Raw genomic sequence first — 14771 nt, forward strand, 5'->3', positions numbered from 1 at the left:
ATTAGGTCATACGGGAGGCACCAGGACAAAGTAGCGGTCGAGCCTGCTCTTGTCGCCGCGCACGTCGAGGCCGTCGGCCGGGATGCGGTTCCAGAGGAACAGCATGAGGTCCGACGCGCTCCCGGCCAGCTCGACGTCGAAATCGCCGCCGTCCGCCCCGGAGGACAGCCGTACGTCCGGGCCGTCGAAGCGGACCGCCCAGTCGCCCTCGCCGCGTGTGCGCCGGAAGCGGAACCGCTCGCCCGCTCCGGCGGGCGCCTGCGTCCACTCACGCCGCGCGGGCGCCATGACCTCGAACGTCTGCGTGACCGCGTCGGCCGCCACGTCCTCGTGGATCGGGCGCGGGACGCCGAGGGCGTTCTCGGCGTCCCAGCGGTGCACGGCGGCCTCGATGGTCTGCATCCGCACCCAGAACCCGACGGTCTGCTCCTTCGACCACGTCCACGCCGGATCGGCGGCGTCGCGCTCGTTGAACAGGGCCTCCAGCCGGGCCGCCCCTTCCTCGAACCAGTCGAGCACCCCGTCCGGGATCGGCCCGAGGTTGGGCGCGTGCTGCGGGTCGGGCCACCCCGTGAGGTCCGGCGGCAGCCCGGCGAAGGACAGGTCGGAGCCGTCCGGCAGCCCGTCGCGCCGGTCCTCGATGATGCTGAACACGCCCCGGTGCACGAAGCCCAGGTGGATCAGCAGATCGGCCACCGACCAGCCGGGGCAGGACGGCACCGGGGGCGCGGCGCCGGTGTCGGCCGCCTGCCGGGCGGCGTCCTGGAATGCTCGGACCTCTCGGTGAAAGCGCGAAGCGGGTTCCATTCCACTCACTGTGCCTCAGCCGGCTGGTCCTTCTCCACCGACTTCGCCGATGACGGACGCCCGAGCGCGTGGGCGACGGCGGCGGTGACCAGGGCGGCGGCCACCAGCAGGGCGCTCACCCACAGCGGCGAGCGCAGCCCGAGCCCGGCCCCGATGGTCAGGCCGCCCAGCCACGGGCCGAGCGTCGCGCCCACGTTGAGCGCGGCCGTGGCGAACCCGCCGGCCAGGGTGGGCGCGCCGGTGGCCGCGTACAGCACCTGGGAGATCAGCGTGGACCCCACGGCGAACGAGAGCGTCCCCTGGACGAAGACGAGCACGACCGCGGGCACCGGCGCGCCGGCCGTCAGCGCGAAGACGGCCCACCCGGCGGCCAGCGCCGGTCCGCAGATCACCAGGAGCCGGATCGGCCTCCGGTCGGCCACCCGCCCGCTGACGGTCACCCCGGCGAACGAGCCCAGCCCGAACAGGGCCAGCATCAGGGGCATCCAGGAGGACCCGATCCCGGTGTCCCCGGTGAGCAGGGGCGCGAGGTAGGTGAACGTGCAGAAGGTGCCGCCGTTCACCAGACCGGCCAGCAGGAGGAGGACCAGCAGCCGCGGCCGGCGCAGCGCCCGCAGCTCCCCGCGGGCCCGCGGACCGGCCGGACCGGGGGCGCCGGACGGCACGGACCTGAGCACCGCGACGATGGCCGGGACCAGCGCGACGGCCACCGCCCAGAACGCCGAGCGCCACCCCCACATCTCGCCCAGCAGCGCGCCGCCCGGCACGCCCGCGACGCAGGCGATCGTGACGCCGCCGAGGAGGACGGAGGTGGCGCGTCCCTTGGCGTCGGAAGGCGCGAGCGCGACGGCGGTCGCCATGGCCACCGCCAGGAACCCGGCGTTGGCCAGCGCCGCGATCACCCGCGTGCCGAGCAGCACGGCGTAGCTGGTGGTGAGCGCGCCCACCACGTGCACGATCAGGAACGTGGCCAGGAAGGCCAGCAGCGCGGACCGCCGGGACCAGCGCAGGCTGAGCACCGCCATGAGCGGCGCCCCCACCACCATCCCGACGGCGAAGGCCGAGGTGAGCAGCCCCGCGGCGGGGATGGACACCCGCAGGTCCCGCGCGATGCCCGGGATGAGCCCGGACAGCATGAACTCGGACGTCCCCTGGGCGAAAACCGCCAGTCCGAGCAGGTAGACAGCGAAAGGCATGAGAGAACTCCGCGACCGTATCGAGGATCGACAAGGAAGCGGGCAGGCCGGAGGAAGGTCCTGCCCCGCTGGGGAATTGGCCGCATCACGAAGAACCGCACGGCTCGCGGAGAGCCCGGCGTCAGCGCGAGACAGCCACCGGATGACCGGTGGCTAGCGTCTTGACGCCTCGGGGCTGGACATGAGGGCGACCGTAGCAAGGTGCCGAGCCCCTCCGCAAATGCTATCTTGGACCAATCGTTCCAAGATGGAGTGCGGAGGTGCCGATGCCGGACGTGAAGCATTTCGACCCCGACGCGGTGCTGGAGCAGGTGGAGCGCCTGTTCTGGCAGCGCGGCGCCGCCACCACGGGCATCGCGGAGGTGATCGCGGCGACCGGCCTCAGCCGCTCCAGCCTGTACGCGACCTACGGCGGCAAGCAGGACCTGTACGTGCGGGCGCTGCGCCGCTACGTCGAGCGGCGCTCGCAGCCGATGTTCCAGACCCTGGCCGACGACGGGCGCGGGCTGCCCGCCATCGAGGCGTTCTTCGACCGCCTGATCCGGATCAGGTGCGCGGGCGAGCACGCGCGCTGGGGCTGCATGGCGACCAACGCCAACGCCGAAGGCGCGGACCCGGGCGTGCGCCAGGTGCTGGACCAGCACCACGACCGGCTCCGCGCGACGATGCGCACGGCCCTGGAGGCGGCCGGGGCGCAGGGGCAGCTCGCCGCCGGCCTCGACCTCGACGCGACCGCGGAGTCCCTGACCCTGCTGGCCTACGGGGTGAACCTCCGCTCGCGCGCCGGCGCGGACCCGGCCGCCCTGCGCAAGGGCACGTCCGCCGCACTCGATTCGCTCAGAAGGGAAGCACGATGAAGCCGCAGGTAGTGATCTTCGATGTGAACGAGACGCTGACCAACATGGAGCCGATGAGGGCCAGGTTCGAGGAGGTGGGGCTGTCCGGCGAGCAGATGGGGACGTGGTTCGCGAGCGTGCTGCGCGACGGGTTCGCGCTCGCGGCGGCGGGCGGTTTCGCCGAGTTCGGCCGGATCGCGGCCGACGTGCTCAGGGAGATGGGGGCCGGGGACGAGGCGGTGAGCCACGTGCTGAAGGGGTTCACCGAGTTGCGGGTGCATCCCGACGTCCCCGAGGGCATGCGGCTGCTGCGCGAGGGCGGCATCCGCCTGTTCACCATGACGAACGGGGCGGCGGCCATGACCGAGGGGATCCTGCGCCGCGAAGGGCTGTTCGACCTGGTGGAGGCCACGCTGGACGTGAGCGGTCCCCGCGCGTGGAAGCCCGCCCGCGCGGCCTACGAGTACGCGACCGGCCAGGCCGGGGTACGGCCGGAGCAGGCGGTCCTGGTCGCGGTGCACCCGTGGGACATCGACGGGGCCCAGCGGGCCGGGCTGTCGGGGGCGTGGCTGGAGCGGCGCGGCACGCCGTACCCGAGCGTGATGAGCGCCCCGCACCTGTCGGCCCCCGACCTGGTCTCGCTGGCCAGGCGTATCACCGCTTAGGGAAGAAGTCCGCGCCCTGGACGTACTCCATCGCCTTCGTGAAGACGGGGTCGGTCATGCGGCGCTCCAGCTCCTCGGGCGGGACCTCCTCGACGCGTGCCTGGATCCACCACAGGTTGCCGAACGGGTCGCTGACCCGCCCGACCCGGTCGCCCCAGAACAGGTGCGTGACCTCCGTCACCGACGTCCCGCCCGCCTCGACGGCCCGGCGGTGGGTGGCGTCGGCGTCGGGGACGTACAGGCGCAGGAAGGCGGGCGTGGGCGGCCAGCCGGGAGGCGCGTCGAACATCATCACCACCGCGTCCCCGATCCGCACCTCCGCGTGCCCGATGCGCCCCTCGTCGTCGGTCACCCGGGCCAGCTCGACGGCGTCGAACGCGGCCTTGAGGTAGTCGATGAGGCCCGCGGTGTCGGAACCGATGATCCACGGCGTGACGGTGGTGTATCCCTCTGGAATGTTCATGCCCGGAGGCTATTCAGGAAGTAGGCCAGATCACGTCCTAGATGCGCCCGCGAGCAAGAAATCCAGCACCAGAGGGCTCGCGACCTCCCGGAACTCCTCGAAGTACGCGTGCCGCGCCCCGTCGATCATCCGCAGCTGCGCCCCGGGGATGCGGCCCGCCAGCAGCGGGGCGTTGGCCGCCGGGTTGAACACGTCGTCGGTGCCGTGCACCACCAGCGTGGGCGCGGTGATGGAGGGCAGCGCGTCCCAGCTGTCGTGCCCGGCGCTGGCGGCCAGGTGGCGGCGGCGCGCGTACGCGGGCATGCCCGGGTCGCCGACCGTGTAGTAGGGGCCCGGGTGGCCGGCCAGCCAGGCAGGCGTGTACATGAGCTCCAGCAGCGCCCGCTCGGCGGCCGCCCGGTCCGGCTGGGCCAGCGACCTGCGCACGTCGTTGTCCCGCTCGAACCCGTGGGCGCCGCCCGGCGAACTGCAGCCGAGCACCAGCGACCCGACCCGCCCGGGATGGTCGGCCGCCAGCCACTGGGCCACCCGCCCGCCCATCGACGTCCCGTAGACGTGCGCCTTCTCCACGCCCAGCTCGTCGAGCACGGCCAGCACGTCGGCGGCGAACCCGCGGGTGGTGTACGGCTCGTCGGGTTTGTCGCTGCCGCCCGTGCCGCGGTAGTCGAAGGTGACGGTGCGGAACTCCTGCTCGAAGTCCGGGCGTACGGGATCCCACCAGCGGTGCTCGTTGGCCTGTCCCTGCAGGAGGACGAGGGGCTGCCCGCCGCCGCGGACCTGGTAGGACAGCTTGACGCCGTCCACGGCTGTCGCAAATGGCATGTCTGGCATCGTAGGGGTGTCCGGTGAGCGGGCGCGGCTCCGACGTACCTGGTGAGAGGCACACGAGAGAGGACTCCGTCACCATGAAGTACATGATCCTGTCGTACGGCACGCAGCAGGACTACGACGTCCTGTCCGGCAAGGACACCGAAGGGCAGCCCGCCTGGTCGCCGGAGGACGTCGGGGCGATGCACCGGTTCATGGAGGCGTTCAACAAGGAGCTGGAGGAGTCCGGCGAGCTCGTCGAGACGCGCGGCCTGGTCGCGCCCGTGCACACCAGGCGGCTCGAACTGCGCGACGGCGTCCCGGTCGTGACGGACGGCCCGTACGCGGAGACGCAGGAGGTGCTCGCGGGCTACTGGATCGTCGAGTGCGACAGTTTCGACCGGGCCACCGAGATCGCCGGACGCCTGGCGAAGTGCCCGAGCCCCGGCGGCGTCTGGGATGGCAGCGTGACCGACGTCAGGCCCATCGCCGAGGGCGTCGCGGACCTGGGGTTCTGATCGACGGCCTGGCGGCCGAGGACCTGCTGCGCGAGCTGGCGCCGCAGGTTCTCGGCGCGGTGGTACGGCGTTACGGGCATTTCGCCACCGCCGAGGACGCCGTCCAGGAGGCGCTGCTGGCGGCCGCGCTGCAGTGGCCGAAGGAGGGCGTACCGGACAATCCACGGGCGTGGCTGATCACCGTCGCCGCGCGCCGGCTGACCGACCTGCTCCGCGGCGAACAGGCGCGCCTGCGCCGCGAGGACGCCGTGGCGGCCTGGACGCTGCCGGAGGACTGGCTGGCGCCCGCCGCCGACCAGCCGGTCTCGGGGGCGGACGACACGCTCATCCTGCTGTTCATGTGCTGCCACCCGTCGTTGTCGCCGGCCTCGCAGATCGCGCTCACCCTGCGCGCGGTCGGCGGCCTGACGACGGCGGAGATCGCCCGCGCGTTCCTGGTGCCCGAGGGCACGATGACGCGCCGCATCACGCGGGCCAAGCAGCGCGTCAAGGACAGCGGCCTGCCGTTCGGGCTGCCCAGGGCGGAGGAGCGGGCCGAGCGCCTCGGCGTGGTCCTGCACGTGCTCTACCTGATCTTCAACGAGGGGTACGCCGGCACATCCGGGCCCGAACTGGTACGCGCGGAGCTGATAGACGAGGCGATCCGGCTGGCCCGCATGGTGCACCGGCTGCTGCCCGACGACCCCGAGGTGACCGGGCTGCTCGCGCTCATGCTGCTCACCGACGCGCGGCGACCGGCGCGTACGGGCCCCGACGGCGCGCTGATCCCGATGGCCGAGCAGGACCGCGGCACGTGGCACGCCGGCTACATCGCCGAGGGCGTCGACCTGGTCACCCGGGCGCTCTCCGGCGGCGCGCCTGGCCCCTACCAGCTCCAGGCGGCGATCGCGGCCGTGCACGACGAGGCGCCGAGCGCGGAGGAGACCGACTGGCCGCAGATCGTCGCGCTGTACGAGCTGCTGATGCGCATCGCCGGCAACCCCATGGTGGCACTCAACCACGCCGTCGCCGTGGCCATGGCCCGCGGCCCGCTCGCGGGGCTCCGCCTGCTCGAACCCCTCCAGGAGCACCTGTCGGACGACCACCGGCTGCACGCGGTCCGCGGGCACCTGCTGGAGATGGCGGGCGACCACGCGGCCGCCCGCGACTCCTACGAGGAGGCGGCCAGGCGTACGACCAGCTTCCCGCAGCAGCGTTACCTGCGGGGCAGGGCCGCGCGGCTCTAGCCTATTTCGCCTCGACGTACCATTCGCGGCCGAGCAGCCGGCCGAACACGGGCGCGGGGAGCCGCACGAGCACTCTCGCGACGGCGGACAACCGGCCGTCGCCGCTGATCTGGGAGTGGTGCGCGGCCAGCGCCCGCTGCTTCTGCCCGGCGTAGCGGCGCACGTCGATCCTGTGGGTGATGGCCTTGCCGGGGCTGTACGCCTTCGCCAGCGCGGCGGCCCGCCTGCCGACCTCGTGCACCTTGACGTGGTCGCGGTGGCCGTACCCGCCGTTGGGGTCGTAGCTGAGCAGCAGGTCGACCTGCTCCTCGCGCAGGATCGCGGCGAGCCTGGCCGCGGCCTCCTCCGTGCTCGCGCGGACGAACCGCATCCGGTCCGGCGGGTCGGGATACAGGTCCTTGCCGTGCCCGCTGTCGGCGTAGCCCAGGTGCTCGACGCGCGCCACGCCCAGCACGGCGGCGGCGGCGCGCAGCTCGTTCATCCTGGTCGTGCCGCCCTCGGCGACGGACTTCATGACGCCGTCGGTCGCGACCACGACGATCACGCGGTGGCCCTCGTCGGCGGCGCGGGCGAGCGTGCCGCCGGTCAGGAGCACCTCGTCGTCCGGATGAGCGTGGAACGCCAGGAGTGTCGCCATGGATGGCCACCCTATATTTCGTTGACGGAGTGAGTACTCACTCCGTAGCTTCTTAGGCATGACGAACTCAACGGGCCGGCGACGCGCGCCGGCGATGAGCCCAGAACAGCGCCGCGAGATGATCGTCCGGGCGGCGCTTCCGTTGGTGGTGGAGTACGGCACCTCCGTGACCACCGCCCAGGTCGCCCGCGCCGCGGGCATCGGCGAAGGCACGATCTTCCGGGCGTTCGGCGACAAGGAGACCCTGCTGGCCGCCTGCATGGCGGAGGCGGCGCGGCCCGACGACACGCTCGCGCACGTGGCGGCGATCGCGCTGGACGTGCCGCTGGAGGAGCGGCTGACCGAGGCCGCGGACACGCTGCGCGGCTACCTGGCCCGGATGGGCGCGGTGGCCGGCGCCCTGGCCGCCTCGGGCGGCCTCCGCCGCGACCCCCGCCTCCTGGGCGCGCCCTCCGAGGCCTCCGAGGCCTCCGCAGAGGGGCGTGGCTCGCAGGAAGGTGCCGGGCGGGCGCTCTCGGGACGGGAGGCGTCGATGGCGGCCACCCGCGACGTGCTGTCCGGGCTGTTCGAGCCCGAGCGTGACGACCTCAGGCTGCCCCCGGAGCGGCTGGCCGAGGCGTTCCAGTTCCTGATCCTGGCGTCCGGGAGAGGCGGGTCGTCCCCCCTCACCTCGGCCGAGCTGGTCCACCTGTTCCTGCACGGCGCGCTGAAGGGCGGCGAGGCCGGGTGACGGACCTCTACGAGGACCTCCCGGCCCGCAGCCGCACGGCGGTGACGTACGCCCTGCTCGGCTGCGCCTTCCTGGGCATGCTGGACGGCACCGTGGTCGGCACCGCCCTCCCGCGCATCGTCGAGCAATTAGGCGGGTCGGGCTCGTGGTACGTGTGGCTGGTCACCGCGTACCTGCTCACGTCCTCGGTGACCGTGCCCGTCTACGGCCGCCTCTCCGACCTGTACGGCCGCCGCCGGCTCCTGCTCGCCGGCCTGACCGTCTTCCTGGCGGGATCCCTGGCCTGCGGCGTGGCGGGCTCGATGCCGTTCCTGATCGCCAGCCGGGCGTTCCAGGGCCTGGGCGCGGGCGCGCTGCTCACCCTGGGCATGGCCATGATCCGCGACCTGCACCCGCCCTCCCGCGCGGAGGGCATGATCCGCATGCAGACCCTGCTGGCCGCCATGATGATCGTCGGCATGGTGGGCGGCCCGCTGCTCGGCGGTCTGCTGGCCGACCATGCGAGCTGGCGCTGGGCGTTCCTGATCAACCTGCCCCTGGGCGCGGCCGGCGCCGCCGTGATCGCCGTGCTGCTGCCCGAGCGCCGACTTCCCGGCGCCGCGCCCGGCAGGCTCGACATGGCCGGGATCGCCCTGCTCACCACCGGCCTGTCGCTGGTGCTGGTGGGCCTCAGCCTCAAGGGCAACACCGCCCTGGGCTGGGCCGACCCCGCCGTGCTCGGCACCCTGCTGGCCGGTCTGGCCCTGCTGACCGCCCTCGTGCCCGTCGAACGCCGGGCCGCCACCCCGGTGCTCCCGCTCCGCCTGCTGCGCCGCCGCACGTACGCGGCCCTGCTCGCCGGCGGGTTCTTCATGCAGTTCGCCGTCCTGCCCGTCGGGGTGCTCCTGCCCCTCTACCTCCAGCACGTACGCGGCTACTCGGCCACGGCCTCCGGGCTGGTCCTGCTTCCGTTCCTGATCGGGATGACCGTGGGCAACCGGATGACGGCGGCGCTCATCCTGCGCTCCGGGCATCCCAAGCCCGCGCTGCTGACGGGCGCGGCGCTAATCACGATCGGCACGGGCGCGTTCTTCGCCCTCGGGCCGGACACCTCGCCGATCCTGACCGGGGCGTGGCTGCTGCTCGCCGGCCTCGGCACGGGGCCCGCCATGGGAGGGATCACGATCGCCACCCAGAGCAGCGTCCCGCACGCCGACATGGGCACCGCCACGGCCGGATCGGCGCTCACCAAGCAGCTCGGCGGCACCTTGAGCCTGGCCTGCACGCAATCCCTGCTCGCCGGGCCCAGAGTCACGGCGGGTGGGGTGGGGGCGACGGTGGCGTGGATCGGTGGGGTGGCGGGGGTGCTGGCGTTCGCGGCCATCCTCGCCATGCGCGACACCGCCGTCACGACCCCGCCCAAGGTCCCGGCCCGCTCTTAAGGGCTGGGGTCCCTTGGGGAACGGAGCGGTGCGGCGGGGCAGGGGAGGGGGGTAGCGGCGCGGCCTCGGAAATTCGTGTCGCGGTAGGGAATGTTCCGGGGGTGGGTGTGGTTACATAGATCGTGGCCGGTGTGTCCAGTGTCCCCGGGCCTCACCTATTGCCTTCGCGGAATACCGTTCGGCTGGAGCCGCGTTGTGCCTTTCGCCGAGAGGCGACCTGCACACCGGTTCGCATACGTTGAGCGCCCGCCCTCCCCGGAGGGCGGGCGCTCAATACTTTCCGCTCAGTACTTCCCGTAGTACGGGTCCGTGACGCCCCCGGGGGAGCTCAGCGCCTCCGTGTCGAGCCCGGTCAGCCGGGCACCCGCCTGGTAGGCGCTGTCCAGGAACTCCAGCACGGACGCGACCGGATCACCCATCGCGCGCACGTCGTCGTACCGGAGGATGGCCAGGTGGCTGCCCCGGGCGGGCAGCCACTCGGCCTCGACGGGCCGCAGCGGCTCGAGTTCGAGGCCCTTGGGCTCCGGCGCGGTGTAGGAGTAGAACGCCGGCCACGGCCGCTCCTTGTCGCCGAACCAGAAGCCCGAGCTGATGACCTCCCAGCTGTACGCCTCCCGCGTGACCGGGTCGACGTCGGGGGAGACCCGGACCACGCGGCCGGTGAAGCGCGTCACGGCGATGTCGAACGTGTGCCAGAAGTGGTGCACCGGCGAGGTCTTGCCGGCGAAGTCGGCGGCGAAGCGGTCGAGGAGCTGCACCACCTGCGACAGGATCCGCCAGTAGCGGTTGATCAGGACGGGGTCGTACCGGGCGTGCAGGGTGTCGTCGGCGAACGGCGTGTTGTCGCCCAGGTCGAACGGCACGGCCCAGATCTCCGGCCGGATCCCCAGCCCCGCGAGCGTCTCGAAGAGCCGGTCGTGGAACGACGCCACCGACCGCCCGATCAGGCTGAACTCCGCGCTGCGCCCGTCGAACACGTCCACCACCAGCCGGTGGCGCACCAGGTCGAAGTCGATGCTGAACAGCGGTTGCTCGCCCAGCCCGCCCATCGGCCGCGTGGTGAGCCCGCGGCCGGTCGGGTGGAAGGGCACCTGCCACCAGTGGTTGCGCCGGTTGCTCGACGACAACCGGATCTTCCCCACGATCTGCGCGAACCTGTGAAAGGTCTCCTTGGCCTCCGCCCACTCCGCGAGCGGCATGGCTGGGAACAGCTCCATGAGACCAATGGTAACTACCCTATGTAATGGGACAGTTCCCATGGGTCATGGGCAGAGAAGACTGTGACGCCGTGGTCGTGTACGAGCGAGCGCAGGCGTTCCTGGCTCGACACCCGGCGCTCGGCGTCGACCTGGGCGCTGACCTGCACGATGTCCATCAGCGGGTGCGGCTGCGGCTCGCGGGACAGCTCGCCGTGGTAGAAGTACGCGTCCCCGGCGTGCAGCAGCCAGCGCTCGCCGTCGTTGACCGCCACGCCGGCGTGCCCGCGGGTGTGCCCGTCCAGCGGCACGAGCAGGAAGTCCTCGCCCAGCCCCGTCAGCGGCCGCACCCCGTCCACGCCCAGCCACCGGGTGCCCGTGTCCGGATAAGTCACCCATTTTGGTGAGTGGGCCCAGTGGCCCGGGCGGTAGCGGCGGTTGGGGGCCTGGGCGATGGCGTCCTCCAGTTCGACCTCCATGACGTGCACCTGGGCGTGCGGGAAGTCGGGCAGGCCGCCGCTGTGGTCCACGTCCAGGTGGGTCAGCACGATGTGCCGTACGTCGAGCGGGTCGTAGCCGAGCGCGGCGACCTGCCGTACGGCGGTCTCGTCGGGCGAGAGCAGTGGCCCGACGAGCTCGGCCCACTCGCGCTCCAGCATCTCCTCGGGCTTGGCCACGTCGTCGAGGCCCAGCCCGGCCTCGACCAGGACGAGCCCGGAGGCGGGCGTCTCGACCAGCAGCGCGTGGCACACGGCGGGTGCCGCCGGCTGCCCGTCCAGGGATTCGATCTCGCGCATGGAGCCGAGATTCAGGTGGTGAATTCGCATGCGCACTAGACTGCGACTTGAAGCGCGGTTCAAGTCAAGGAGCCAGGTCGTGGCAGACACGTTGATCGACATAGGCGAGGTGGCCAGGCAGAGCGGGCTGGCCGCGTCGGCGCTGCGGTTCTACGAGCGCAAGGGGCTCATCCAGGCGGAAGGGCGCAACGGCCTGCGCCGCGCGTACCGCCCCGAGACGCTGGAGCGCCTGGCGCTGATCACGTGCGCCCGCGACGCGGGGTTCACGCTGTCGGAGATCGCCGAGTTCCTGCGCGCCAGGCCGTCCGACGCGAGGCTGCGCGAGCGCATGGCGGCCAAGGAACGCGAGGTGTCCGAGCGGGTCGCGCAGCTCACCAGGCTGCGCGACAGCCTGCGGCACGCGGTGACCTGCGACCACGACCCGCTTGTTGAGTGTCCTGAGTTCAAGCAGGCCGTGCGCCGCGTGCCGCTGGGCTGAGCACGCTAGTCAGCTCGGGTTGACGTACTTTCTCGGTCGCAGGGCATGGGCGCGCAGGGCCGCCAGCGCGGCGAGCTGGCCGGAGCGGTCCATCCGCACCGCCAGCTCGTCGCTGAAGGCCAGCCCCAGGGCGGTGAGCTGCGAGATCAGGTCGGCCACCGGCGCGGCGACGTCCTCCACGGTCGTGGTGGGATGCCAGCCCTCGCCGCCGACCACTTCCGCCACCCGCTCGCGCAACTCGGTGGGTGACATCAGCGTGCCGTCGGCCAGCAGCATCAGCGCGGCCTCCCGCGCCGACACCTCGAACTCGTGCTTGCCCCTGGCCAGCAGCAGCCTCGTGACCGCCGACCACATGGCCGACTTCGACTTGAGCAGCCGCCGGCCGTAGTCGGTGATGGCCAGCTTCGTGCCGTCGCGGCTGATCGCGCCCAGCTCCCGCTCGGCCAGCTCGCGCAGCCTGAGCGCCTCGGGCGAGGGTGCCAGCCGCAGCGGCAGGCTCTCCTCCGAGGCGGCCAGGGTGAGGAGTCGGTGCAACGGGGGCAGGGCCTGGGGGGTGATGGGCGCGTGCAGGCGCACCTCGAACGGCTGGGCGAGCTCGCGCCTGGCCGGGCCGCGGCCCAGCACCCAGCGGTTGAGGCGTTCGCCGTGCACGCGGTTGAGCCAGCTGTCGCCGCCCAGCTCGGAGCGGGGCTCGGTGAGCCAGCGGCGGGTCAGGGCGGTGCGGTCGACGGTCTCGCCGGCGACGATTGCCAGCTCCAGGGCGGCGGAGCAGGCGATGTGCGCGCCCAGCTCCTCGGGCCCCATGATCATGCTCCACTGCAGTTCGGGGACGTCGGGCGGGAGCACGCCCGTGGCCTCGAGCGCCTGCTGGTAGGCGCTGGTGCCGGCGTCCTCACCCTCGCGGGCGTAGGTACGGAGGATCTGGAGGGTCGTGGGTGACACGCACAGAGCGGCATAGCGCTCCATCCCGCCGAGCTGGAGCAGCCGGCCGAGCGAACGTGCCAGACGTTCGTGGTCGCCGCCCACCTTGAGCGGCAACGTGTACCAGAGGAACTCGCAGACGTCGAGCTGGGTCACCGTTTCCAGCGGCTCCCCGCCCGTCAGCCATTCGACGGCGGTCCTGGCCTCCTCGGCCAGCTCCGGCTGAGAGCGCTCCAACTCGGCGAGCAGGGCGGTGACATCCGGTGCACTCATGCCTCGAAGTTTGCCGTATCGACCCCTGGCCTGACGATGACCGAATCCGGTGCGTATTGGGTCTTGCACAGCGATAACCCTAAGAAACCACTAATGGGCGGACGGTAAGCAGGTCATATCCACCGTTTCTCGAACAACATGCGGGCCTTCCACTCGGTGTACGGGATGAGTTCGGCGGACAGGATCGGGTGCAGCCACCAGAAGTTGATGAGCGCGAGCAGCGTGAACGCGCCGACCACGGCGGCCCCGACGGTGCGCCGTACCGGCATCGCCCCCGTGGCCGTCGGTTTCGACGACCCGATCAGCAGCCCGGCGCACAGCGTGATGGCCAGCACCATGAACGGCACCATCGGGATGGCGTAGAACAGGAACATCGTACGGTTGTCGGCGATGGCGAAGTAGATCCACGGCACCAGGCCCATGGCGTACGACAGCAGCACGGCTCCCGCCCGCCAGTCGCGCGTGGAGACGTACCACGCGATCAGGGCCACCAGCGCGGCCACCGCCCCGAACCAGATCACCGGCGTGCCCACGCCCAGCACGGCCTCGGAGCAGTCCTTGACGCCGCACGTGTTCTGCTTGCCCTCGTAGTAGAAGGCGACCGGGCGTAGCAGCAGCGGCCACTGCCAGGGCTCCGACATGTACGGGTGCGAGGTCTCCAGCCCGCTGTGGAACGTGAAGACCTGCCACTGGTACTTGATCCACGACCGCATCGAGTCGAAGACGAAGAAGAGCGGGTTGCCCGCGGAGGTGGCCTGATCCCAGTTGCGCCCGTAGCCGGTCGCGTTGACGAACCAGCCGACCCAGGTGGCCATGTAGGTGACGAACGGCACCACGGCGAACGCCAGGAACGCCTGCGGCACGTCCTTGTTGAACGCCCCGACGTACGGATGCCGCAGCCCGACGGCCCGGCGGGCACCGAAGTCCCACATCACGGACATGATCGCGAACGCCACGGCGAACGCCAGCCCCGACCACTTGACCGACATCGCGAAGGCCAGGCAGACCCCCGCGGCGATCCGCCACCACCTGATCCCCAGCGGGGGGCCGTGCGGCGAGAGCGGCGAGTTCTCGTACCAGTTCGCGAGCCGTTCGCGGGCCTGGTCGCGGTCGACCACCAGGCAGGCGAACGCGGCCAGCACCCAGAACATGAGGAAGATGTCCAGCAGCGCCGTGCGCGAGAGCACGTAGTGCAGGCCGTCGAGGGCCAGCAGCAGGCCAGCGAAGCAGCCCAGCAGCGTCGACCGCGTCATCCTGCGGGCCACCCTGGCCAGGATGAGGATCGACAACGATCCGATCAGCGCCGCGGCGAAGCGCCACCCGAACGGGTTGAGACCGAACAGCCACTCGCCCGCGCCGATCATCCACTTGCCCAGCGGCGGGTGGACGACGTAGGAGGCGCACTTGTCGAGCGTCTCGGCCGTGCACGACTGCCAGATGTCGGTGTTCCCGGCGATGATCGCCTTGTCGGCGTCCTTGACGGTGGTCCGCTCGACCCCCCAGGTGATCAGCGAGAACGCGTCCTTCATGTAGTACGTCTCGTCGAACACCACGGCCTTGGGGTGGCCCAGGTTGATGAAGCGCAGGACGGCGCCGAAAAGGGTGACCAGCAGCGGGCCGATCCAGCCCCACAGGATGCTGCCGCGCATGGGAGGCACGAGCCGTTCGCGTACGGACATCGTCTTGGGAAGGCTGTCGCCGACCTCCGAGCTCTCGTTGGCCTGGTATGGGGAATCGGTCACCGCCATTCGGACATCGTACGGGCCCCAAGCCGATAGCAAACGCAGAAACACGGTTATT

16 protein-coding genes are annotated in these 14771 nt (G+C 71.7%); 7 read left to right on the forward strand and 9 right to left on the reverse strand.

Annotated elements, in window-relative coordinates; genetic code table 11:
- Positions 1 to 6: 6 nt before the first annotated feature.
- Positions 7 to 807 carry a maleylpyruvate isomerase family mycothiol-dependent enzyme gene (locus ACIBI9_RS26960; RefSeq protein WP_397225467.1) on the reverse strand — a complete coding sequence of 267 codons (801 nt, stop codon included), beginning with the start codon at positions 805 to 807 and terminating at the stop codon, positions 7 to 9.
- A gap of 5 nt (positions 808 to 812) precedes the next feature.
- Positions 813 to 2003 (reverse strand): Cmx/CmrA family chloramphenicol efflux MFS transporter, encoded by a 1191-nt coding sequence (locus tag ACIBI9_RS26965; RefSeq protein WP_397225469.1) that lies wholly within the window; start codon positions 2001 to 2003, stop codon positions 813 to 815.
- 266 nt (positions 2004 to 2269) lie between these two features.
- Between ACIBI9_RS26965 and ACIBI9_RS26970 the strand changes: the two genes are divergently transcribed.
- The gene (locus tag ACIBI9_RS26970; RefSeq protein WP_397225471.1) at positions 2270 to 2860 is read left to right on the forward strand and encodes a TetR/AcrR family transcriptional regulator; all 591 of its coding nucleotides are present in this window, start codon (positions 2270 to 2272) and stop codon (positions 2858 to 2860) included.
- Positions 2857 to 3504, forward strand: a complete 648-nt coding sequence (locus tag ACIBI9_RS26975; RefSeq protein ID WP_397225473.1) for a haloacid dehalogenase type II — start codon at positions 2857 to 2859, stop codon at positions 3502 to 3504. Before ACIBI9_RS26970 ends, ACIBI9_RS26975 begins: the two co-directional genes overlap by 4 nt.
- Here ACIBI9_RS26975 and ACIBI9_RS26980 read toward each other — a convergent pair.
- A complete protein-coding gene (locus tag ACIBI9_RS26980) occupies positions 3494 to 3967 on the reverse strand; it encodes a VOC family protein (protein ID WP_397225475.1) in 474 nt (157 codons plus the stop codon). The two genes, ACIBI9_RS26975 and ACIBI9_RS26980, sit on opposite strands and share 11 nt — an antisense overlap.
- 30 nt (positions 3968 to 3997) lie before the next feature.
- The gene (locus ACIBI9_RS26985) at positions 3998 to 4789 is read right to left on the reverse strand and encodes an alpha/beta fold hydrolase (protein WP_397225477.1); all 792 of its coding nucleotides are present in this window, start codon (positions 4787 to 4789) and stop codon (positions 3998 to 4000) included.
- 83 nt (positions 4790 to 4872) lie between these two features.
- Here ACIBI9_RS26985 and ACIBI9_RS26990 point away from each other — a divergent pair, with 83 nt between their 5' ends.
- Together ACIBI9_RS26990 and ACIBI9_RS26995 are read left to right on the forward strand one after the other, a co-directional pair.
- Entirely contained in the window at positions 4873 to 5292 is a 420-nt protein-coding gene (locus tag ACIBI9_RS26990; RefSeq protein WP_397225479.1) for a YciI family protein, read from the forward strand.
- Positions 5292 to 6518, forward strand: a complete 1227-nt coding sequence (locus ACIBI9_RS26995; protein WP_397226061.1) for an RNA polymerase sigma factor — start codon at positions 5292 to 5294, stop codon at positions 6516 to 6518. The genes ACIBI9_RS26990 and ACIBI9_RS26995 overlap by 1 nt, the downstream gene beginning before the upstream one ends.
- A 1-nt stretch (position 6519) precedes the next feature.
- Here the strand turns inward: ACIBI9_RS26995 and ACIBI9_RS27000 are convergent, their stop codons facing one another.
- Positions 6520 to 7155 carry a PIG-L deacetylase family protein gene (locus ACIBI9_RS27000; protein ID WP_397225481.1) on the reverse strand — a complete coding sequence of 212 codons (636 nt, stop codon included), beginning with the start codon at positions 7153 to 7155 and terminating at the stop codon, positions 6520 to 6522.
- Between the two features lie 58 nt (positions 7156 to 7213).
- On the opposite strand from ACIBI9_RS27000, the gene ACIBI9_RS27005 reads away from it, so the two are divergent.
- Together ACIBI9_RS27005 and ACIBI9_RS27010 are read left to right on the forward strand one after the other, a co-directional pair.
- The gene (locus ACIBI9_RS27005) at positions 7214 to 7885 is read left to right on the forward strand and encodes a TetR/AcrR family transcriptional regulator (protein ID WP_397225483.1); all 672 of its coding nucleotides are present in this window, start codon (positions 7214 to 7216) and stop codon (positions 7883 to 7885) included.
- Positions 7882 to 9306 carry an MFS transporter gene (locus ACIBI9_RS27010; RefSeq protein WP_397225485.1) on the forward strand — a complete coding sequence of 475 codons (1425 nt, stop codon included), beginning with the start codon at positions 7882 to 7884 and terminating at the stop codon, positions 9304 to 9306. Before ACIBI9_RS27005 ends, ACIBI9_RS27010 begins: the two co-directional genes overlap by 4 nt.
- Before the next feature lie 284 nt (positions 9307 to 9590).
- Here the strand turns inward: ACIBI9_RS27010 and ACIBI9_RS27015 are convergent, their stop codons facing one another.
- A complete protein-coding gene (locus tag ACIBI9_RS27015) occupies positions 9591 to 10523 on the reverse strand; it encodes a DUF5996 family protein (RefSeq protein ID WP_397225487.1) in 933 nt (310 codons plus the stop codon).
- A 14-nt stretch (positions 10524 to 10537) separates the two neighbouring features.
- Positions 10538 to 11329: an MBL fold metallo-hydrolase gene (locus ACIBI9_RS27020; RefSeq protein ID WP_397225489.1), complete on the reverse strand. Its 792-nt coding sequence runs from the start codon at positions 11327 to 11329 to the stop codon at positions 10538 to 10540.
- Positions 11330 to 11378: 49 nt separating this feature from the next.
- Here ACIBI9_RS27020 and ACIBI9_RS27025 point away from each other — a divergent pair, with 49 nt between their 5' ends.
- The gene (locus ACIBI9_RS27025; protein WP_394496243.1) at positions 11379 to 11777 is read left to right on the forward strand and encodes a MerR family transcriptional regulator; all 399 of its coding nucleotides are present in this window, start codon (positions 11379 to 11381) and stop codon (positions 11775 to 11777) included.
- Positions 11778 to 11786: 9 nt separating this feature from the next.
- On the opposite strand, the gene ACIBI9_RS27030 is transcribed toward ACIBI9_RS27025, so the two are convergent.
- Both ACIBI9_RS27030 and ACIBI9_RS27035 read right to left on the reverse strand, forming a co-directional pair.
- Positions 11787 to 12971: a hypothetical protein gene (locus ACIBI9_RS27030; RefSeq protein WP_397225491.1), complete on the reverse strand. Its 1185-nt coding sequence runs from the start codon at positions 12969 to 12971 to the stop codon at positions 11787 to 11789.
- A gap of 113 nt (positions 12972 to 13084) precedes the next feature.
- Positions 13085 to 14719 (reverse strand): dolichyl-phosphate-mannose--protein mannosyltransferase, encoded by a 1635-nt coding sequence (locus ACIBI9_RS27035; protein WP_397225493.1) that lies wholly within the window; start codon positions 14717 to 14719, stop codon positions 13085 to 13087.
- Between the last annotated feature and the right edge of the window lie 52 nt (positions 14720 to 14771).

This window comes from Nonomuraea sp. NPDC050451, from assembly GCF_044458585.1.